General features: G+C 66.1%; 13 protein-coding genes. 10 read left to right on the top strand and 3 right to left on the bottom strand.

All coding sequences use genetic code 11. The features are described 5' to 3' along the window. Positions 1–9: 9 nt before the first annotated feature. Both nirB and HWX22_RS08885 read right to left on the bottom strand, forming a co-directional pair. Complete coding sequence (gene nirB, locus HWX22_RS08890; RefSeq protein ID WP_175915432.1) at positions 10–2,583, bottom strand: nitrite reductase large subunit NirB; 2,574 nt, start codon at positions 2,581–2,583, stop codon at positions 10–12. 21 nt (positions 2,584–2,604) lie between these two features. Further along, the gene (locus HWX22_RS08885) at positions 2,605–3,930 is read right to left on the bottom strand and encodes an MFS transporter (protein WP_175915431.1); all 1,326 of its coding nucleotides are present in this window, start codon (positions 3,928–3,930) and stop codon (positions 2,605–2,607) included. A 662-nt stretch (positions 3,931–4,592) separates the two neighbouring features. Between HWX22_RS08885 and cobA the strand changes: the two genes are divergently transcribed. The 7 genes from cobA to HWX22_RS08850 all read left to right on the top strand — a co-directional run bounded on the left by cobA (position 4,593) and on the right by HWX22_RS08850 (position 10,618). Continuing rightward, positions 4,593–5,354 carry a uroporphyrinogen-III C-methyltransferase gene (gene cobA, locus HWX22_RS08880; protein WP_175915430.1) on the top strand — a complete coding sequence of 254 codons (762 nt, stop codon included), beginning with the start codon at positions 4,593–4,595 and terminating at the stop codon, positions 5,352–5,354. Positions 5,355–5,525: 171 nt separating this feature from the next. Further along, the gene (locus HWX22_RS08875; protein ID WP_059537542.1) at positions 5,526–6,122 is read left to right on the top strand and encodes an ANTAR domain-containing protein; all 597 of its coding nucleotides are present in this window, start codon (positions 5,526–5,528) and stop codon (positions 6,120–6,122) included. 5 nt (positions 6,123–6,127) lie between these two features. Beyond that, on the top strand, positions 6,128–7,171 hold the full coding sequence (locus HWX22_RS08870; protein ID WP_059819675.1) for a CmpA/NrtA family ABC transporter substrate-binding protein: 1,044 nt from the start codon (positions 6,128–6,130) through the stop codon (positions 7,169–7,171). Between the two features lie 133 nt (positions 7,172–7,304). Next, on the top strand, positions 7,305–7,904 hold the full coding sequence (locus HWX22_RS08865; RefSeq protein WP_059697735.1) for a uracil-DNA glycosylase family protein: 600 nt from the start codon (positions 7,305–7,307) through the stop codon (positions 7,902–7,904). 32 nt (positions 7,905–7,936) lie between these two features. Further along, a complete protein-coding gene (locus HWX22_RS08860) occupies positions 7,937–8,722 on the top strand; it encodes a YkgJ family cysteine cluster protein (RefSeq protein WP_175910103.1) in 786 nt (261 codons plus the stop codon). Between the two features lie 126 nt (positions 8,723–8,848). Continuing rightward, entirely contained in the window at positions 8,849–9,790 is a 942-nt protein-coding gene (locus tag HWX22_RS08855; RefSeq protein WP_059537533.1) for a helix-turn-helix transcriptional regulator, read from the top strand. 129 nt (positions 9,791–9,919) lie between these two features. Beyond that, positions 9,920–10,618 (top strand): fumarylacetoacetate hydrolase family protein, encoded by a 699-nt coding sequence (locus tag HWX22_RS08850; protein ID WP_059537530.1) that lies wholly within the window; start codon positions 9,920–9,922, stop codon positions 10,616–10,618. Between the two features lie 121 nt (positions 10,619–10,739). Here the strand turns inward: HWX22_RS08850 and HWX22_RS08845 are convergent, their stop codons facing one another. After that, a complete protein-coding gene (locus HWX22_RS08845; RefSeq protein WP_244135202.1) occupies positions 10,740–11,951 on the bottom strand; it encodes an MFS transporter in 1,212 nt (403 codons plus the stop codon). A gap of 87 nt (positions 11,952–12,038) precedes the next feature. On the opposite strand from HWX22_RS08845, the gene HWX22_RS08840 reads away from it, so the two are divergent. Genes HWX22_RS08840 through HWX22_RS08830 form a run of 3 tightly spaced genes read left to right on the top strand, consistent with a single transcriptional unit; the run spans position 12,039 to position 15,044 of the window. Next, positions 12,039–12,245 (top strand): hypothetical protein, encoded by a 207-nt coding sequence (locus HWX22_RS08840; RefSeq protein ID WP_175915412.1) that lies wholly within the window; start codon positions 12,039–12,041, stop codon positions 12,243–12,245. A gap of 46 nt (positions 12,246–12,291) precedes the next feature. Then, the gene (locus HWX22_RS08835) at positions 12,292–14,763 is read left to right on the top strand and encodes a DUF6531 domain-containing protein (RefSeq protein ID WP_175915428.1); all 2,472 of its coding nucleotides are present in this window, start codon (positions 12,292–12,294) and stop codon (positions 14,761–14,763) included. Beyond that, entirely contained in the window at positions 14,760–15,044 is a 285-nt protein-coding gene (locus HWX22_RS08830; protein ID WP_175915427.1) for a hypothetical protein, read from the top strand. Before HWX22_RS08835 ends, HWX22_RS08830 begins: the two co-directional genes overlap by 4 nt. Positions 15,045–15,065 lie beyond the last annotated feature (21 nt).

Raw genomic sequence — 15,065 nt, 5'->3', positions numbered from 1 at the left:
CGGTCACCGTCAGACGGTTGCTGGTTCGGCGACGACGGGAATCGCAACGGGCTTGCCGCCCGCGCGCTCGTCGGGCGTGGCGGGACGGATCTGGCCGCGCGTTTCGACGAACGCGATGGTCGCGTCCGGCGCGTCGCTGTTCACGAAATGGCGGAATCGCTTGCGCGTTTCCGGATCGGTGACGGCCTTCTTCCACTCGCATTCGTAGGTGTCGACCACGTGCTGCATGTCGGCCTCGAGTTCGGCCGCGATCCCGAGCTTGTCGTGCACGACGACGTCGGTCAGGTAGTCGAGCCCGCCTTCGAGGTTGTCGCGCCACACGCTGGTGCGCTGCAGCCGGTCGGCGGTGCGCACGTAGAACATCAGGAAGCGGTCGATGTAGCGGATCAGCGTGGCGCGGTCGAGATCGGACGCGAGCAGTTCCGCATGACGCGGCTTCATCCCGCCGTTGCCGCACACGTACAGGTTCCAGCCCTTCTCGGTCGCGATGATGCCGATGTCCTTGCCCTGCGCTTCCGCGCATTCGCGCGTGCATCCCGACACGCCGAACTTGATCTTGTGCGGTGCGCGCAAACCCTTGTAGCGGTTCTCGATGTCGATCGCGAGGCCGACCGAATCGTCGACGCCGTACCGGCACCACGTCGAACCGACGCACGACTTCACGGTGCGTACCGACTTGCCGTACGCATGCCCCGATTCGAAGCCGGCCGCGATCAGCTCTTCCCAGATCGACGGCAGCTGTTCGACGCGCGCGCCGAACAGGTCGACGCGCTGGCCGCCCGTGATCTTCGTGTAGAGCCCGTACTTCTTCGCGACCTGGCCGACCGCGATCAGCCCTTCCGGCGTCACCTCGCCGCCCGGCATGCGCGGCACGACCGAGTACGTGCCGTCGCGCTGGATGTTGGCGAGGTAGTAGTCGTTCGAATCCTGCAGCCCCGCATGCTCCTTTTTCAGCACGAACTCGTTGAAGCACGACGCGAGGATGCCCGCCACGGCCGGCTTGCACACGTCGCAGCCGAGCCCGTGGCCGTGCTTCGCGAGCAATTCGTCGAACGTCGTGATGCGCTCGACGCGGATCAGGTGGAACAATTCCTGGCGCGAATGCGGGAAGTGCTCGCACAGATGGTTGTTGACCGCGAGACCCTGCTTCTTCATCTCGGCCTTCATGATCTGCGTGACGAGCGGCACGCAGCCGCCGCATGACGTGCCCGCGCCCGTGCACGACTTCAGTGCGCCGAGGCTCGTCGCGCCATCCGCCACCGCCGCGCAGATCTGCGACTTCGACACGTTGTTGCACGAGCAGATTTGCGCGCCTTCCGGCAGCGCGTCGACGCCGATCGCCGGCTTCGCCGCGCCGTCCGACGACGGCAGGATCAGGAATTCCGGCGACTCGGGCAACTCGATGCGATTCAGCATCATCTGCAGCAGCGTGCCGTATTCGGCCGCATCGCCGACCATCACCGCGCCGTGCAGGAACTTGCCGCAGTCCGACACCACCAGTTTCTTGTAGACCTGGCGGCGTTCGTCCGCGTACTGGTAGGTGCGGCTTCCGGCCGTCGCGCCGTGCGCGTCGCCGATGCTCGCGACGTCGACGCCCATCAGCTTCAGCTTGGTGCTCATGTCGGCACCGGCGAACGCGGCTTCGGCCGCTTCTTCCCGGTCGCCGCCGAGCTGCTTCGCGACCACGCGCGCCATGTCGTAGCCCGGTGCGACGAGCCCGTACACCATCCCGTTCCATGCCGCGCATTCGCCGATCGCGTAGATGTCGGCATCGCTCGTGCGGCACGCGTCGTCGATCGCGACGCCGCCGCGCGGGCCGATTTCCAGACCGCACGCACGCGCCAGTTCGTCGCGTGCACGGATGCCGGCCGAGAACACGATCATGTCGGCGTCGAGATGCGAACCGTCGGCGAACGCCATCCGGTGCGTGCCTTCGTCGCCGTCGACGATCTCGAGCGTGTTCTTGCCCGTATGCACGGTCACGCCGAGCGCCTCGATCTTCGCACGCAGCATCCGGCCGCCGCCGTCGTCGACCTGCACCGCCATCAGCCGCGGCGCGAATTCGACGACGTGCGTGTCGAGCCCCATGTCGCGCAACGCCTTCGCGCATTCGAGGCCGAGCAGCCCGCCGCCGATCACCACGCCGCGCTTCGCGTGCGTGCCGCACGCCTGCATCGCTTCGAGATCCTCGATCGTTCGGTACACGAAGCAACCGGCGCGATCGCGGCCCGGCACTGGCGGCACGAACGGACGCGAGCCCGTCGCGAGCACCAGCTTGTCGTACGCGAGCGTTTCGCCGGACGCGAGCGTGACCGTGTGCGCGGCACGGTCGATCGACGCGACCCGGGCGTTCAGGCGCAGGTCGAACTGCGGATGACGCTCGAAGAAGCCGGGTTCCACGAGCGACAGATCGTCCGCCGATTTGCCCGCGAAGAATTCCGACAGGTGCACGCGGTCGTACGCCGGGCGCGGCTCCTCGCCGAGCACCGTGACTTGCAGCGTGCCCGCCGCGCCGGCTTGCGCGGCGACGCATTCGAGGAGCTTGTGGCCGACCATCCCGTGGCCGATGACGATGAGTTTCATGATGACGTGTCCTTCGTTCGATCAGTTCGCGACGCTGGCAGCGGCCAGCGCGCGATCGCGCAGCTCGGCCTCGCGTGCCTTGTGTTCTTCGCTGAAGCGCACGGCCATCGCGCACAATGCGGTCGCGGTGACGGCGAGCCCGAGCAGGCTCAGCGTGTGCTGCACGTCGCCGACGCCCTTCAGCAGGAACGCCGCGGCCACCGCGCCGACGTTGCCGCCCGCGCCGACGATCCCCGCGACGCCGCCGAGCGCCTTGCGGTCGATGAACGGCACGAGCGCATAGGTCGCGCCGCAGGCCATGTGCGTGAAAAGGCCGAAGGTCAGCATCGCGACGAGCGCCATGCCGATGCCTTGCGCATGCGAGAACCAGATCAGCCCGAGCCCTTCGCCGACGATCAGCGCGCACAGCAGCGCCGCGCGCACGTCGAGGCTGCGGCGCGCGGCGATCTTGTCCGACAGCCAGCCGCCGAGCGCGCGGGCGAACAGCGCGAGCAGCCCGAACATCCCGACCGCGAAGCCGGCGTCCTTCAGCGACAGCTTGAAGTGATCGACGTAGTACAGCGCCGCGATGTTGTGGATGAACACCTCGACGCCGAAGCACGCGCCGTACGTGACGAACAGCATCCACACGCGATAGTTGCCGCATGCGGCGAAGAAGCTCGCCCAGCCGCCCTTCTTGCCGCTGTCGACCGTCACGCCCTGCTTGCGCAGCGCGACGAAATCGCCTTGCGGGCAATCCTGCGTGAAGCGCCAGTACGCCCAGGCCATCGCGAGCATCGCGACGCCCGGCACGACGAGCGCGACGCGCCACGACGCGTCGTCGCCGAAGCCGAGCATCAGGCCGGCGGCGACGAGCAGCGGCATCATTGCCTGCGTCGCGCCCGCGCCGGCGTTGCCCCAGCCGGCCGTCGTCGCGTTCGCGGTGCCGACCACGTTCGGCGCGAACATCACCGACGTGTGGTACTGCGTGATCACGAAGCCCGCGCCGATCGCGCCGATGCCGAGCCGGCAGATCAGGAACGTCAGGTAGTCGTGCGAGAACGACACCGCGAACACGGGAATCGCGCCGAGCACGAGCAGCCCGACATACACGCGGCGCGGGCCGAAGCGGTCGCACAGCGGGCCGACCAGCAGCCGCACGGCGATCGTCGCGGCCACCGCGGCGATGTTGATGTTCGCGACCTGTGCCGCGGTGAGGTGAAATTCGCGCGCAATCAGCGGCATCAGCGGCGCACACGCGAACCACGCGAAGAAGCATACGAAGAACGCCATCCACGTCATGTGGAACGCGCGCATCGGCGCGGTGCGGAAGCTGAAGAGATCGATACGGGTAGCTTTGTCGGTCATGTCATCCGCCAAACGAAAAACGGCGTCCTGCACACCCGGTCTCGTCGAGACCCGATGTGTAGGACGCCGTTGCCCATGAAGCCCGTTTCCGGGCGCGTCGGTAATCGGTACTGCGGACGAATCGCCGTTGATCCGCCCGGACGAGCTTACGCAAACGCCATGCCATGTCGGCCCGAATCGCACCGGCGGCCCCGTCGCACAAGGCGTGCGGGCCGCCGGACGCGTGGCGGCGGTGCGCGGCGCGCGATGCGTCGCGATGCAGCCAGGCACAGATGTGGTGCGCTGCAGCACTGTCGCCGTGCGACATCGCGGTGCGCGATGACGGGGCGCGATGCACGCCGATGCGGCATCGCGTGCGCCGCGTCCCCGCGGCCGCATGTGTGCCGGCCTCCGTCGCGCGGGGCGTCGCGCCGCGCATGTCGCCACGCTCGCTCAGGTTGGCCCGGATATTGCTGAATTCCGTCCACACACCGGCAACGGCGCCGGTGGGCAGTCCCCGCAAGTCGGCCCGCCATCGCAGGCGGGCGCAGCAGATCAGGACAACGACGTCCCCCCGTGCGCGGCACGGCCGGATGCCATGGTCGCTTCGACCGCCCGCCGCCGCCGCAAGCAACAACGCGTTATCGACAGCCGCTCGCACGCACGCGGCAATGGAACACGACATGACGACTGGAAAAGTCACGCTGCTGGGCGCCGGCCCCGGCGATCCCGATCTCCTCACGCTGAAGGCCGTGAAAGCGCTGGCGGCCGCCGACGTGCTGCTACTCGACGATCTCGTCGCGCCCGGCATCGTCGAACTCGCGCCGCACGCGCGCGTGATCCGCGTCGGCAAGCGCGGCGGCTGCCGCTCCACGCCGCAGGCATTCATCGAGAAACTGATGCGCCGCCATGCGCTGCGCGGCGCGCACGTCGTGCGCGTCAAGGGCGGCGACGCGCTGCTGTTCGGCCGCGCCGGCGAGGAACTCGCGACGCTGCGCGCCGCCGGGATTCCGGTGGACATCGTCAACGGCATCTCGTCAGGCTTCGCGGCCGCCGCGAGCCTCGGCGTCTCGCTCACGCACCGCGAGCACTGCCAGGGCGTCACGTTCGTCACCGCACACCGCCAGGACCACGGCGAACCCGACTGGGCGACGCTCGCGGCGACCGGCACCACGCTCGCGATCTACATGGGCATGAGCCGCGTCGACAGCATCGCGGCGGGCCTGCTCGCCGCCTTGCCCGCGTCGACGCCGGCCGCCGCCGTGCAATGGGCCGGCACGTCGCACGAGCGCCGCTGGACCGGCACGCTCGGCGGCCTCGCGCGCGGCGTCGCGGCAGCCGGACTCGGCAGCCCGGCCGTGATGCTCGTCGGCGCGGCGATCAGCGAAGCCGCCGTGCACTGCACCGATGCCGCCGGCGAGGCAATCCTGTCTCGAGCGGCGTAGCATGGGTCATGTCACGCGGCACCGTCCGCATACCCGTTCCGCTCACCGCGGCCGCGTCCGCGGCGGCCGCCGGGGATGCATGCGCGAGGTTCCGAGCACATCGGCTTCCGTCCGCACCCCGCAACCGCCGTTCAACCGTTGCACCGACGCTCGTCCGTCCTCGTTCGCGTCATGAGTTCGTCCGTCCCGCCCGCACGCCTGCGCGTGCTGCTCGTCACCGACACCGACAAGCCGATCGGCGAACTCGGCGACGCGCTCGCGCGCCTCGGCTACGAGATGCTCAACGACGTCGCGACGCCCGCGCGCCTGCCCGCCGCCGTCGAGGAGCAGCGTCCCGACGTCGTGATCATCGATACCGATTCGCCGTCGCGCGACACGCTCGAGCAACTCGCCGTGATGCACGCGACCGCACCGCGCCCCGTGCTGATGTTCAGCCACGATGCCGACCAGGCGCTGATTCACGCGGCGGTCGGCGCCGGCGTCAGCGCGTATCTCGTCGAAGGCTTGTCGGCCGAGCGCCTCGCGCCGATCCTCGAAGTCGCGCTCGCGCGCTTCTCGCACGACGATGCATTGCGCCGCCGGCTCGCCGACGTCGAGCGCGAGCTCGCCGAACGCAAGCTGATCGATCGCGCGAAGCGCCTGCTGATGGATCAGCGCAGGCTGTCCGAGCACGATGCGTATGCGTTGCTGCGCAAGCGTGCGATGGATCAGGGCCAGCGCATCGTCGACGTCGCGCGCCAACTGCTCGATGCGACCCACCCGTCATGAATGCCATGAAACCTTCGCCTCCCGCCGCGCCGGAACGCGCGCATCTTCGTCTCGGGTTCGTCGCGCTCAGCGACGCCGCCCCGCTGATCGTCGCGCAGCACCTGAATCTCGGCGCGCGCCACGGCCTGACGCTGGAGCTGTGCCGCCAGCCCTCCTGGGCCGCCGTGCGCGACAAGCTGCTGACCGGCGAACTCGACGCCGCCCACGCGCTGTACGGGCTCGTGTGCGGGCTGCAGGTCGGCATCGGCGGCCCGCAGGCCGACATGGCCGCATTGATGGTGCTGAACCGCAACGGCCAGGCGATCACGTTCGCCCGCGGCCTCGCCGACGCGTACCGCGCAAGCGGCGACGTCCGCGCGGCGCTCGCGACGCTCGGCCGCAAGCCGCTGCTCGCGCAGACCTTCCCGACCGGTACCCATGCGATGTGGCTGAACCACTGGCTCGCGTCGCACGGCGTCGATCCGCTGCGCGACGTGCGCAGCGTCGTGATCCCGCCGCCCGAGATGGTCGCGGCGCTCGCGAGCGGCGAGCTCGACGGCTTCTGCGCGGGCGAGCCGTGGCACGCCGTGGCCGAAGCCTGCGGCGCGGGCCGGACCGTCGCCGTCACCAGCGAGATCTGGCCCGATCATCCGGAGAAAGTGCTCGCGGCCCGGCGCGATTTCGTCGCGCTGTATCCGGCCACCGCGCGTGCGCTGATCCGCACGCTCGTCGATGCGTGCGCGTGGCTCGACAACCCCGCGCACCGGCGCGACGCGGCCGACTGGCTCGCGTCTCCCGACGCGCTCGGCGTGCCGGCCCGGCTGATCGCGCCGCGCCTGCTCGGCGACTACGGCGCGGGGCCGTTCGCGCAGCCGCCGCTGCCGATCCGCTTCCACGACGGCGGCGCCGTGAACCGGCCGGATCCGCAGGAAGGCCGCTGGTTCCTGCTGCAATACCGGCGCTGGGGCATGCTCGACGGCACGCACGACGACGCGGCGATCGCTGCGGCAATCGCGCAGACGGCGTTGTATGATGCTGCGGTCGCCGAGGGCGATGCGGCGGACAGGTGATCCCGACACGGGCTGCCGGAGCCACCGCGCAGCGCCATGCCGTGCCCTGCGGAACGCCTGACGCGATGCGCCGGTCCGCCGCGCCGCATGGACACCCGCGTTCGTGCCGCCACTCCGTCCCCGTTCAGAATCGATGCCGAAACGAACGCGCACGCCGCTCGACGTGCTGCTCACCGAAATCCGCGCGTGCCGCGCCTGCGAAGCCGACCTCCCGCTCGGCCCGCGCCCCGTCGTGCGCGCCCATCGCGACGCCCGCATCCTGATCGTCGGGCAGGCGCCCGGCGCCCGCGTCCACGCGAGCGGCATCCCGTGGGACGATGCGAGCGGCAAGCGGCTGCGTGACTGGCTCGGCGTCGACCCCGACACGTTCTACGACGAGACACGCTTCGCGATCGTGCCGATGGGCTTCTGCTACCCGGGCCGCGGTGCGAGCGGCGACAACCCGCCGCGCCCCGAATGCGCGCGACTGTGGCTCGACCGGCTGCTCGCCGGATTGCCGTCGATCCGGCTGACGCTGCTGGTCGGCCAGTACGCGCAGCGGCATTTCCTGCGCGACACACGCAAGGCGACGCTGACCGACACCGTGCACGCGTGGCGCGACTACGGCCCCGGCGTGCTGCCGCTGCCGCATCCGTCGCCGCGCAATCAGGCGTGGTTCAAACATCATCCGTGGTTCGACGCCGAGATCGTGCCCGAACTGCGCCGGCGCATCGCGCCGCTGATCGCCGGCTGACACAAGCCGGCCGTGCCCCGCTTCCTACCGAAATGAATCAGAACGACATCGATTTTTCATGCACCGGCTGCGGCCGTTGCTGCCACGACCTGCGCATTCCGCTGACCGTCGCCGAGGCCACTGCCTGGCTGCGGCGCGGCGGCCACGTGGAACTGTTGTGCGACGCCATGCCCTGGCCCGTCGAACCGGCCGCCGACGACGCGTTCGCCGCGTACAAGCGCGCCCGTTCGTCGCCCGCGCTCAGCGGTACGCTGCCGGTACGCGTCACGACCCTGCTCACCGCGTCCCATGCCGGGCCATGCCCGAACCTGCTCGACGATTTGCGCTGCGGCATCTACGAAGAACGGCCGCTGGTGTGCCGGATCTACCCGGCCGAGGTCAATCCGTTCGTGCCGCTGGTGCCGGACGGCAAGCAGTGCCCGTCCGATGCGTGGCAGCACGCGCCGCTCACCCGCGGCGGCACGATCGTCGACGCGCTCACGCGCGAGAACATCGTGCGCGCGCGGGAAGCAAGCGCGGCCGAGGCGCCGCTGCGCGCGCGCCTGTGCGCAGCGCTCGGCATCGATACGGCAGCCGTCGCGAACGAAGGCTTCGCGATTCATGCGCCGCCCGCCGACCTGCTGCTGGCCGCGCTGCGCGTGCTCGACGATGCGCGCGCGACGGCCGCCGCCGAGGCTGCCCCGACGGCATGGACGCTGCTCACGAATCGCAGCGCGACGGCCGACACGCTCCGCTCGGTCGGCGCATCCAGCCGGCTTGCCGCATCCGACGAGGCCGGCGCGCGCTGCCGCTACCTGGGCTTTCATCCGGCCGCCTGATTGGCTCGTCGCCGGGCGGGTGCGCGCCGCCCGGCCGGCCGGTGCGGATCGCGCCCGCGGATTCCGGCCGCGCCCGGTTCGCTGTACCATCGCCGCTCAACCGCGTCACGAACAGCAGAATCCTTCATGCCCTCCACCGCCCCGCCGCGCCTGTACGGGATGCCCGAACGCAGCGACCGGCTCGATTTCTACATCCGCGACCAGGCGTCGCGCCAGGCGATCACCGAGCCGCATCGGCACGCGTATTTCCAGATCCAGTTCAACCTCGGCGGCGACACCGAACAGCGGATCGGCGGCGTCACGCGGCCGTTTCCGCGCGGCGCGCTCGCGTTCGTGCTGCCGCACCGCGAGCACCTGATTCCGCATCCGGAAGGTGCGCACTTCATCGTGATCAACTTCAGCCAGGCGTTCCTGCGCGCCGATCTCGACGTCGATCCGCTCGATCTCGAGGACGTGCCCGCGCACCGCTTTCCCGAGCTGACGCCGTTCCGCTTCCAGGAACATCTCGACTTCATCCTGACCGGCGACGCCTTCGACGAGGCGCGCCGCCTCGCGCTGTGCATGCTCGATGCCGACCGCGTGCGCACCTTCGGCTCGACCACGTTGCTGCGCGGCTACTTGCTGCAGCTGATCGGACTCGTCTGCACGCAGTACGCGGGGGCGCTCGACAAGCTCGCGCAGCGCGGCGCCCAGCGCGCGGGCCGGCGCGACGCGCTCGCGCGCGTGCTGCGCCACGTGCGCGCGAACCTGACCCGCGAGGACCTGACGCTCGCGGCCACCGCCGAGGCCGCCTTCCTGTCGCCGAACTACCTCGCGCACCTGGTGCGCAAGGAAACCGGCAGCACCTTCACCGATCTCGTGACCGAGCGCCGGATCGCGCTCGCGCAATCGCTGCTCGCGCATACGAGCCGGCGCATCGCCGACATCGCGCGTTCCGTCGGTTTCCGTGACGAAGGGTATTTCGCGCGGCGCTTCCGCGCGCGGGTCGGCGTGTCGCCGAAGGCGTACCGCGACGCGAACGCCGCGCTGCCGGCCGCCGACGACGCGCCAGTGGCCGGCGACGCGTAGATTTGTCCGGTTAAAGCGCAGTTGCGTCGCATCCGGGCGCGCATGCGTCGGGTATCGTTCCATGCATGCCGGCCCGTGGTGGATTGCGCGGGCGACGGCATCCGTCTTTCCATCGAACGAGGCCATCCGATGTCCGCATACGTCATCGACGCTTCCGAGCGTCCTTCCGTCGAAGTCGAACAGTCGTCCGCGCGCTTTCCGGTGCGCCGCGTGTTCTGTGTCGGCCGCAACTACGCCGACCACGCGCGCGAAATGGGCGCCGATCCCGATCGCGAACCGCCGTTCTTCTTCACGAAACCGGCCGACGCGATCGTCCCGGCCGCCGGCACCGTCCCGTATCCGCCGCTGACCGGCGACCTCCATCACGAAATCGAGCTGGTCGTCGCGATCGGCAAGGACGGCCGGTCGATCGACCCGGCCGAAGCGCTGTCGCATGTGTGGGGTTACGGCGTCGGCGTCGACCTCACGCGCCGCGACCTGCAGGCCGAGGCAAAGAAGCTGAGCCGGCCGTGGGACTGGGCGAAGGGCTTCGATGCGTCCGGCCCCGTGACCGCGCTGCGCGCGGCGACCGCGACCGGCCATCCGGCCAGCGGCCGGATTTGGCTCGCGGTCAACGGCGAAACGCGCCAGCAAGGCGATCTCGCCGACATGATCTGGGCCGTGCCGGACGTGATCGCGTACGTGTCGCGCTCGGTCGAACTGAAGGCCGGCGACCTGATCTTCACCGGCACGCCGGCCGGCGTCGGCGCGCTGCAGCCGGGCGACCGCGTGACGGGTGGCGTCGACGGCGTCGCGACGTTCGAGTTCGTGATGGGGGCGAAGCCGTAACGCAGCGTACGGGGGCATGTGACGTGGCGTTCGTCCGACGGCCGTCGCGTCGTGTCGCTCCTTGCCGATCCGGGTGGCGATTGCGTCGTGCCGGATCGGCATGCCGTTCGTGTCACATCGATCACGCGCCCCGTTCGCGTACTTCGAAGATTCGTATGCACACCGCGGCCGCCAGCGCGATCGCCGCGGACAGCAGCATCATGACCAGCGGCGCATGACCGGCGTTGCCGACGGTCAGCACAGCGCCCGTCAGCGACGATAGCGCCGCCCCGCCCGCGATCGTCATCGCCCCGGCCAGCCCCGATGCGCTACCGGCCAGTTCCGGCCGCACCGACATGGCACCCGCATGCGCGCCCGGATTCGACAGCCCGTTGCCGATGCCGATCAACACGCACGGCCCGAACCATGCGATCGCGTGCGTCGCCCCTCCGAAAAACAGCGCGATCCCGATCGCCGGTCCCATGCACGCGACCATGCGCCCACACAGAATCGTCGTGGCGAGCGGATAGCGATGCGCGTGACGCGCTGCCAGAAAACTGCCACACACGAAGCCGGCCGTGATCGCCCCCATGTAGAGGCCGATTTCCGCCGGCGGGATGCGGAACACGGCCTGCGCGGCGAGCGGCGCGCCGGCCAGGAACGCGTAGAACGCGCCGGTCGAAAACGCCATGCAAAGCGCATAGGCCCAGAAGCGGCACGCCCGGAGCAGCGCGGGATATGCGCGAAGCTGCTGGGCAAGCGTCGCGGCGCGCATCGTATGCGTCTCCGCGAGATCGAACGCGCACCAGCCGAGCAGCACGATACCGCCCGCACCGAGCAGCCAGAAGCTCGCGCGCCAGCCGACCGTCTGATCGAGCACGCCGCCGAGCGTCGGTCCGATCATCGGCGCGAACGCGGCCGCCATCGCGGCATAGCCGATCCGGCTCGCCGCGCGCGCGCCGCCGGCGGTATCGCGCAGCGTCGCCATCGACACCGGATAGACCGACGTGATCGCCGCCTGCATCAACCGGCACGCGAGGAACGCACGGATGTCGGTCGCCATCGCGCAGCCCAGCGACCCGAGCGTGAAGACGCCGAGGCTCGTCAGCATGATCGGCCGCCGCCCGAATCGGTCCGACAGCGGCCCCATCACGAACTCGAGCGAAGCGGCGACTGCTGCGTAGCCGCCGAGAGACAGTGCGACGAGTGCGTAGTCGGCGCGCAGGTCAAGCGCAATCGCGGGCAGTGACGGCAGGAACAGGCTCAACGGCAGCACCGAGAACGCGCATAGCAGGATCAGCGTTGCGGGTCGCGGAGTAGTCCGTTCGAAAGCGATCGGCGGGGGCGGTTGCAAGCGGTCAGCCTCCGGGCGCGTGCGCAGTGCAAAAGGAAGGTTCTTAGTGGATTTACATGGGTGTCGCTTGTCGACCCTGAGCGGACGATGAGTGTGTTCTACAACGGACATTCAAGGGTGGCCGGTGCCCGTGCCGCAACAATGCGCGCCGGGCGCCAGTGTTCAGGGACGCTGTTCTATCTCGCGTGTGAGCGCTTCATTTTTTCTTGCGACCCACAGGAAAAGAAGTCCAAGAGCCCCAAACCTCCTTTGACAAAACCACATTTTCTGACCAATCAGATTGATTTTAATTAAAGTAAATTAGACAATTTAATTTTTTAATTAAATTTCAAGGTATTGTGTGAGAGATAGCGAAGATCGGAATTCTCCCATTTTTTTCGGCCTTCCTGATTGGCTATATCACCTGACGGTCGCTGTCGCATTGTTGCTGACTGCGTTTGATGCGCGTGCAGATACCTGCTTCACGCTTTACGCACAATCAGGAGCCAGACCAGGAACGAAGACCTGTGAACTCGATGTGGTCAGCGGCACTCCTGGCGGAATGGCCAACTACGCATGTATCAACGATCTCGCGCGGATTCAGCAATGGTGCAACGCAATTGAATCTGATCCCGAGCCTGAAAATAATTGTCCGGTAGCCGACCCGGTGTTCCCCGGGAGTGGAGCAGTCACGCTTAGTGCGACCGACTTCGCTAGCGGTGACGATGTACCACTGCTGTTTACGCGGACCTATCGATCCAAGCCCCTAGCGAAAAATCTGAATGCGATGGGGACAGCATGGCTCCATAACTGGCAACGTCATTTGGTGGTGGCGAGTGCCAATATTGGCAATTCATCAAAGATACTAGCGTATCGCGAAAACGGCGAACCCGTCACGTTTAACTGGACGGGGGATGATTGGCGCACTAAGAGCTTTACCGGTTTAACACTAGAGAAGAGCGACTCCGGCTGGACACTTACCAATCAGATTAATGATCGGACTGAATCCTATTCAGCTGAGGGTGTTTTGTTGTCGGAAACGACGAGATCGGGTTTTGCTCGAACATTGACGTATGACAGTACTGGCCTGCTAACCACAATCACTCAGCACGCTGCAGGGACAAGCTCATACTACGATTTGTCACTTCGCTTGGACTACGATGGTCAGCGTCGTCTTTTACGCCTTAATGATCCTATGGCGGGCATGACGCAGTATGGATACGACGCGAATAGCAATCTCGTTTCCGTTACTTGGCCTGATGGTAATACTCGCAGGTACATGTACGATGACCCTCGATTCAAGAACGCTTTGACAGGTGAAATCGATGAAGCGGGAGCGCGAATCGCGACGTGGGAATATGACGCATTGGGGCGAGCTTCAACAGTTAGTCACCCGGATACAACGCGCAACGTGCGGCTGGTGTATGGCCATGGTTCTACCTCCGTCACGGATAGCCGAGGCACGACGACACTGAATTTTTCGTCAATTGGCGGAAAGCTGCGCGAAACCGGAAGTAACTCCGTCGGCGGTAGTGGGAATTTGAAATGGGATGAGTCCGGGCGGCTACTGAAGCGCAGTTACGCGAGCGGTAACGTCATCGAATACAATTATGACGATTTTGGCCGCCCCGTTCGAATGGCTGTTCGCAATACTACTGGCACGGCAGTTACCTCGATACGCTATACCGACGCAATCAGTCTGCACCCTTCGATGATCGCATCGCCACGCATGCTATTGAGTCTCGTCTACGATCGGCGTGGCAACGTAACCGGAATCAGCGAAACGCCAACGACTGATATTAGCGGTGAAAATGGATTCAACGCGTTGAAAGGCGAAGGTGTATCCCGCGCCTATGGGAGGGCGTATGATCAATTCAATCGTCTAATTTCGGCTCGCGTTTATGAAGATGGTCGCGAGACGGGGGCGTTTAATTTTGAATACCATTACGATGGCAATATTTTTTCGGTCAAACGCCTTGGCGAAAATGGTGCTGCATCGCGTCTGATAGGTAGACGCGACAACATCCATCGCATTGACAGTGGGATTAATCAGAACCGACTTTTTACCGTGGGATATGACCAGCGCGGACGTCCGAACACTCTCTCGATAATAGAAGAGGCTTCTCCCATAAATGGCGGGGTAAAGCGAAGTGTGATATTGAGGTACCAGTATTCGCCTGACGGACAGATCGTTTCGCGTACCGGAAAGCTATATTCAACGACCCTAGGTCATTCCCGGCCGTTAAGTAGCGATGAGATGGATCGATGGGTCGCCAGTCTTGAGGCCAACGATCCTTCGATTAGCCCTTCTATAGTCGATTTGCGGCGTGGTCCGGCGCCATTTGAATCCGCGCCCGATGCCATTAAGCCGATTTGTGTCGAGTGCTTCCTCAATCCTGCGCTGTCTTGGGGATGGGCGGCGGCGTCGAACCAAGACGATCCATTTGCGATCGTCGGACTGGCCGGCGCAATCCGTGGTGCGTTGCAAGGGATTGCGCAGCAGTGCAGCCCGACACAGCTGACCAATGATCAGCTGATTGCAGCGGCAACTCGACCGTATAATCACACGGGGCTTTCTGAGTTGAGCCGGGCATTTGATAAACACTTGATGGGAAACAGGGAGGCGAGCTATTATCCAAAATTGACAGGCGGCATTCCTGAAAAAAATGCTTTCACTGAAAAGTGGGCAAGAAACCTATTGGAGAATCCCGCGACAGTACGAACGCCGCTGAGTCGTGGTGGCGTCGAATTTCGGGCACCGGACGGTACTGGCATTCGATTTAACAGTGATGGAACATTTTCTGGTGTACTAGACGCAAAGAGGCCGCGATGAAGACAATAATCGTTGAAAACTATTCGATCGACTGGTCCTCCAGTCCAATCGAGTATGATTATTTAACGCTGGAAATTCGACTTGGCGTTGATCCAGTCGTTGTTGTTAATCGAGAGCGCGGGTTGGACAATCTTGAAGTCGAACTCTTTGGTCCAATTCCGGGCGGTACAATGTGCTACAAACTTCCGTTGGACCGTTTGATTGATGCTTTGATTGAGTGCCGAGCTTCAATGAAGCAGGCCAAATGGAGCGACATGCCAAGTGATGATTCCGACAATTGATATGACTGATTTATCGCGAGA

The sequence above is a fragment of the Burkholderia sp. BCC1638 genome (assembly GCF_902833195.1).
GTDB classification, from domain to species: Bacteria; Pseudomonadota; Gammaproteobacteria; order Burkholderiales; family Burkholderiaceae; genus Burkholderia; species Burkholderia diffusa.
The sequence above is the reverse complement of the archived record's forward strand: the minus strand, read 5'-3'. Positions and strand labels throughout refer to the sequence as shown.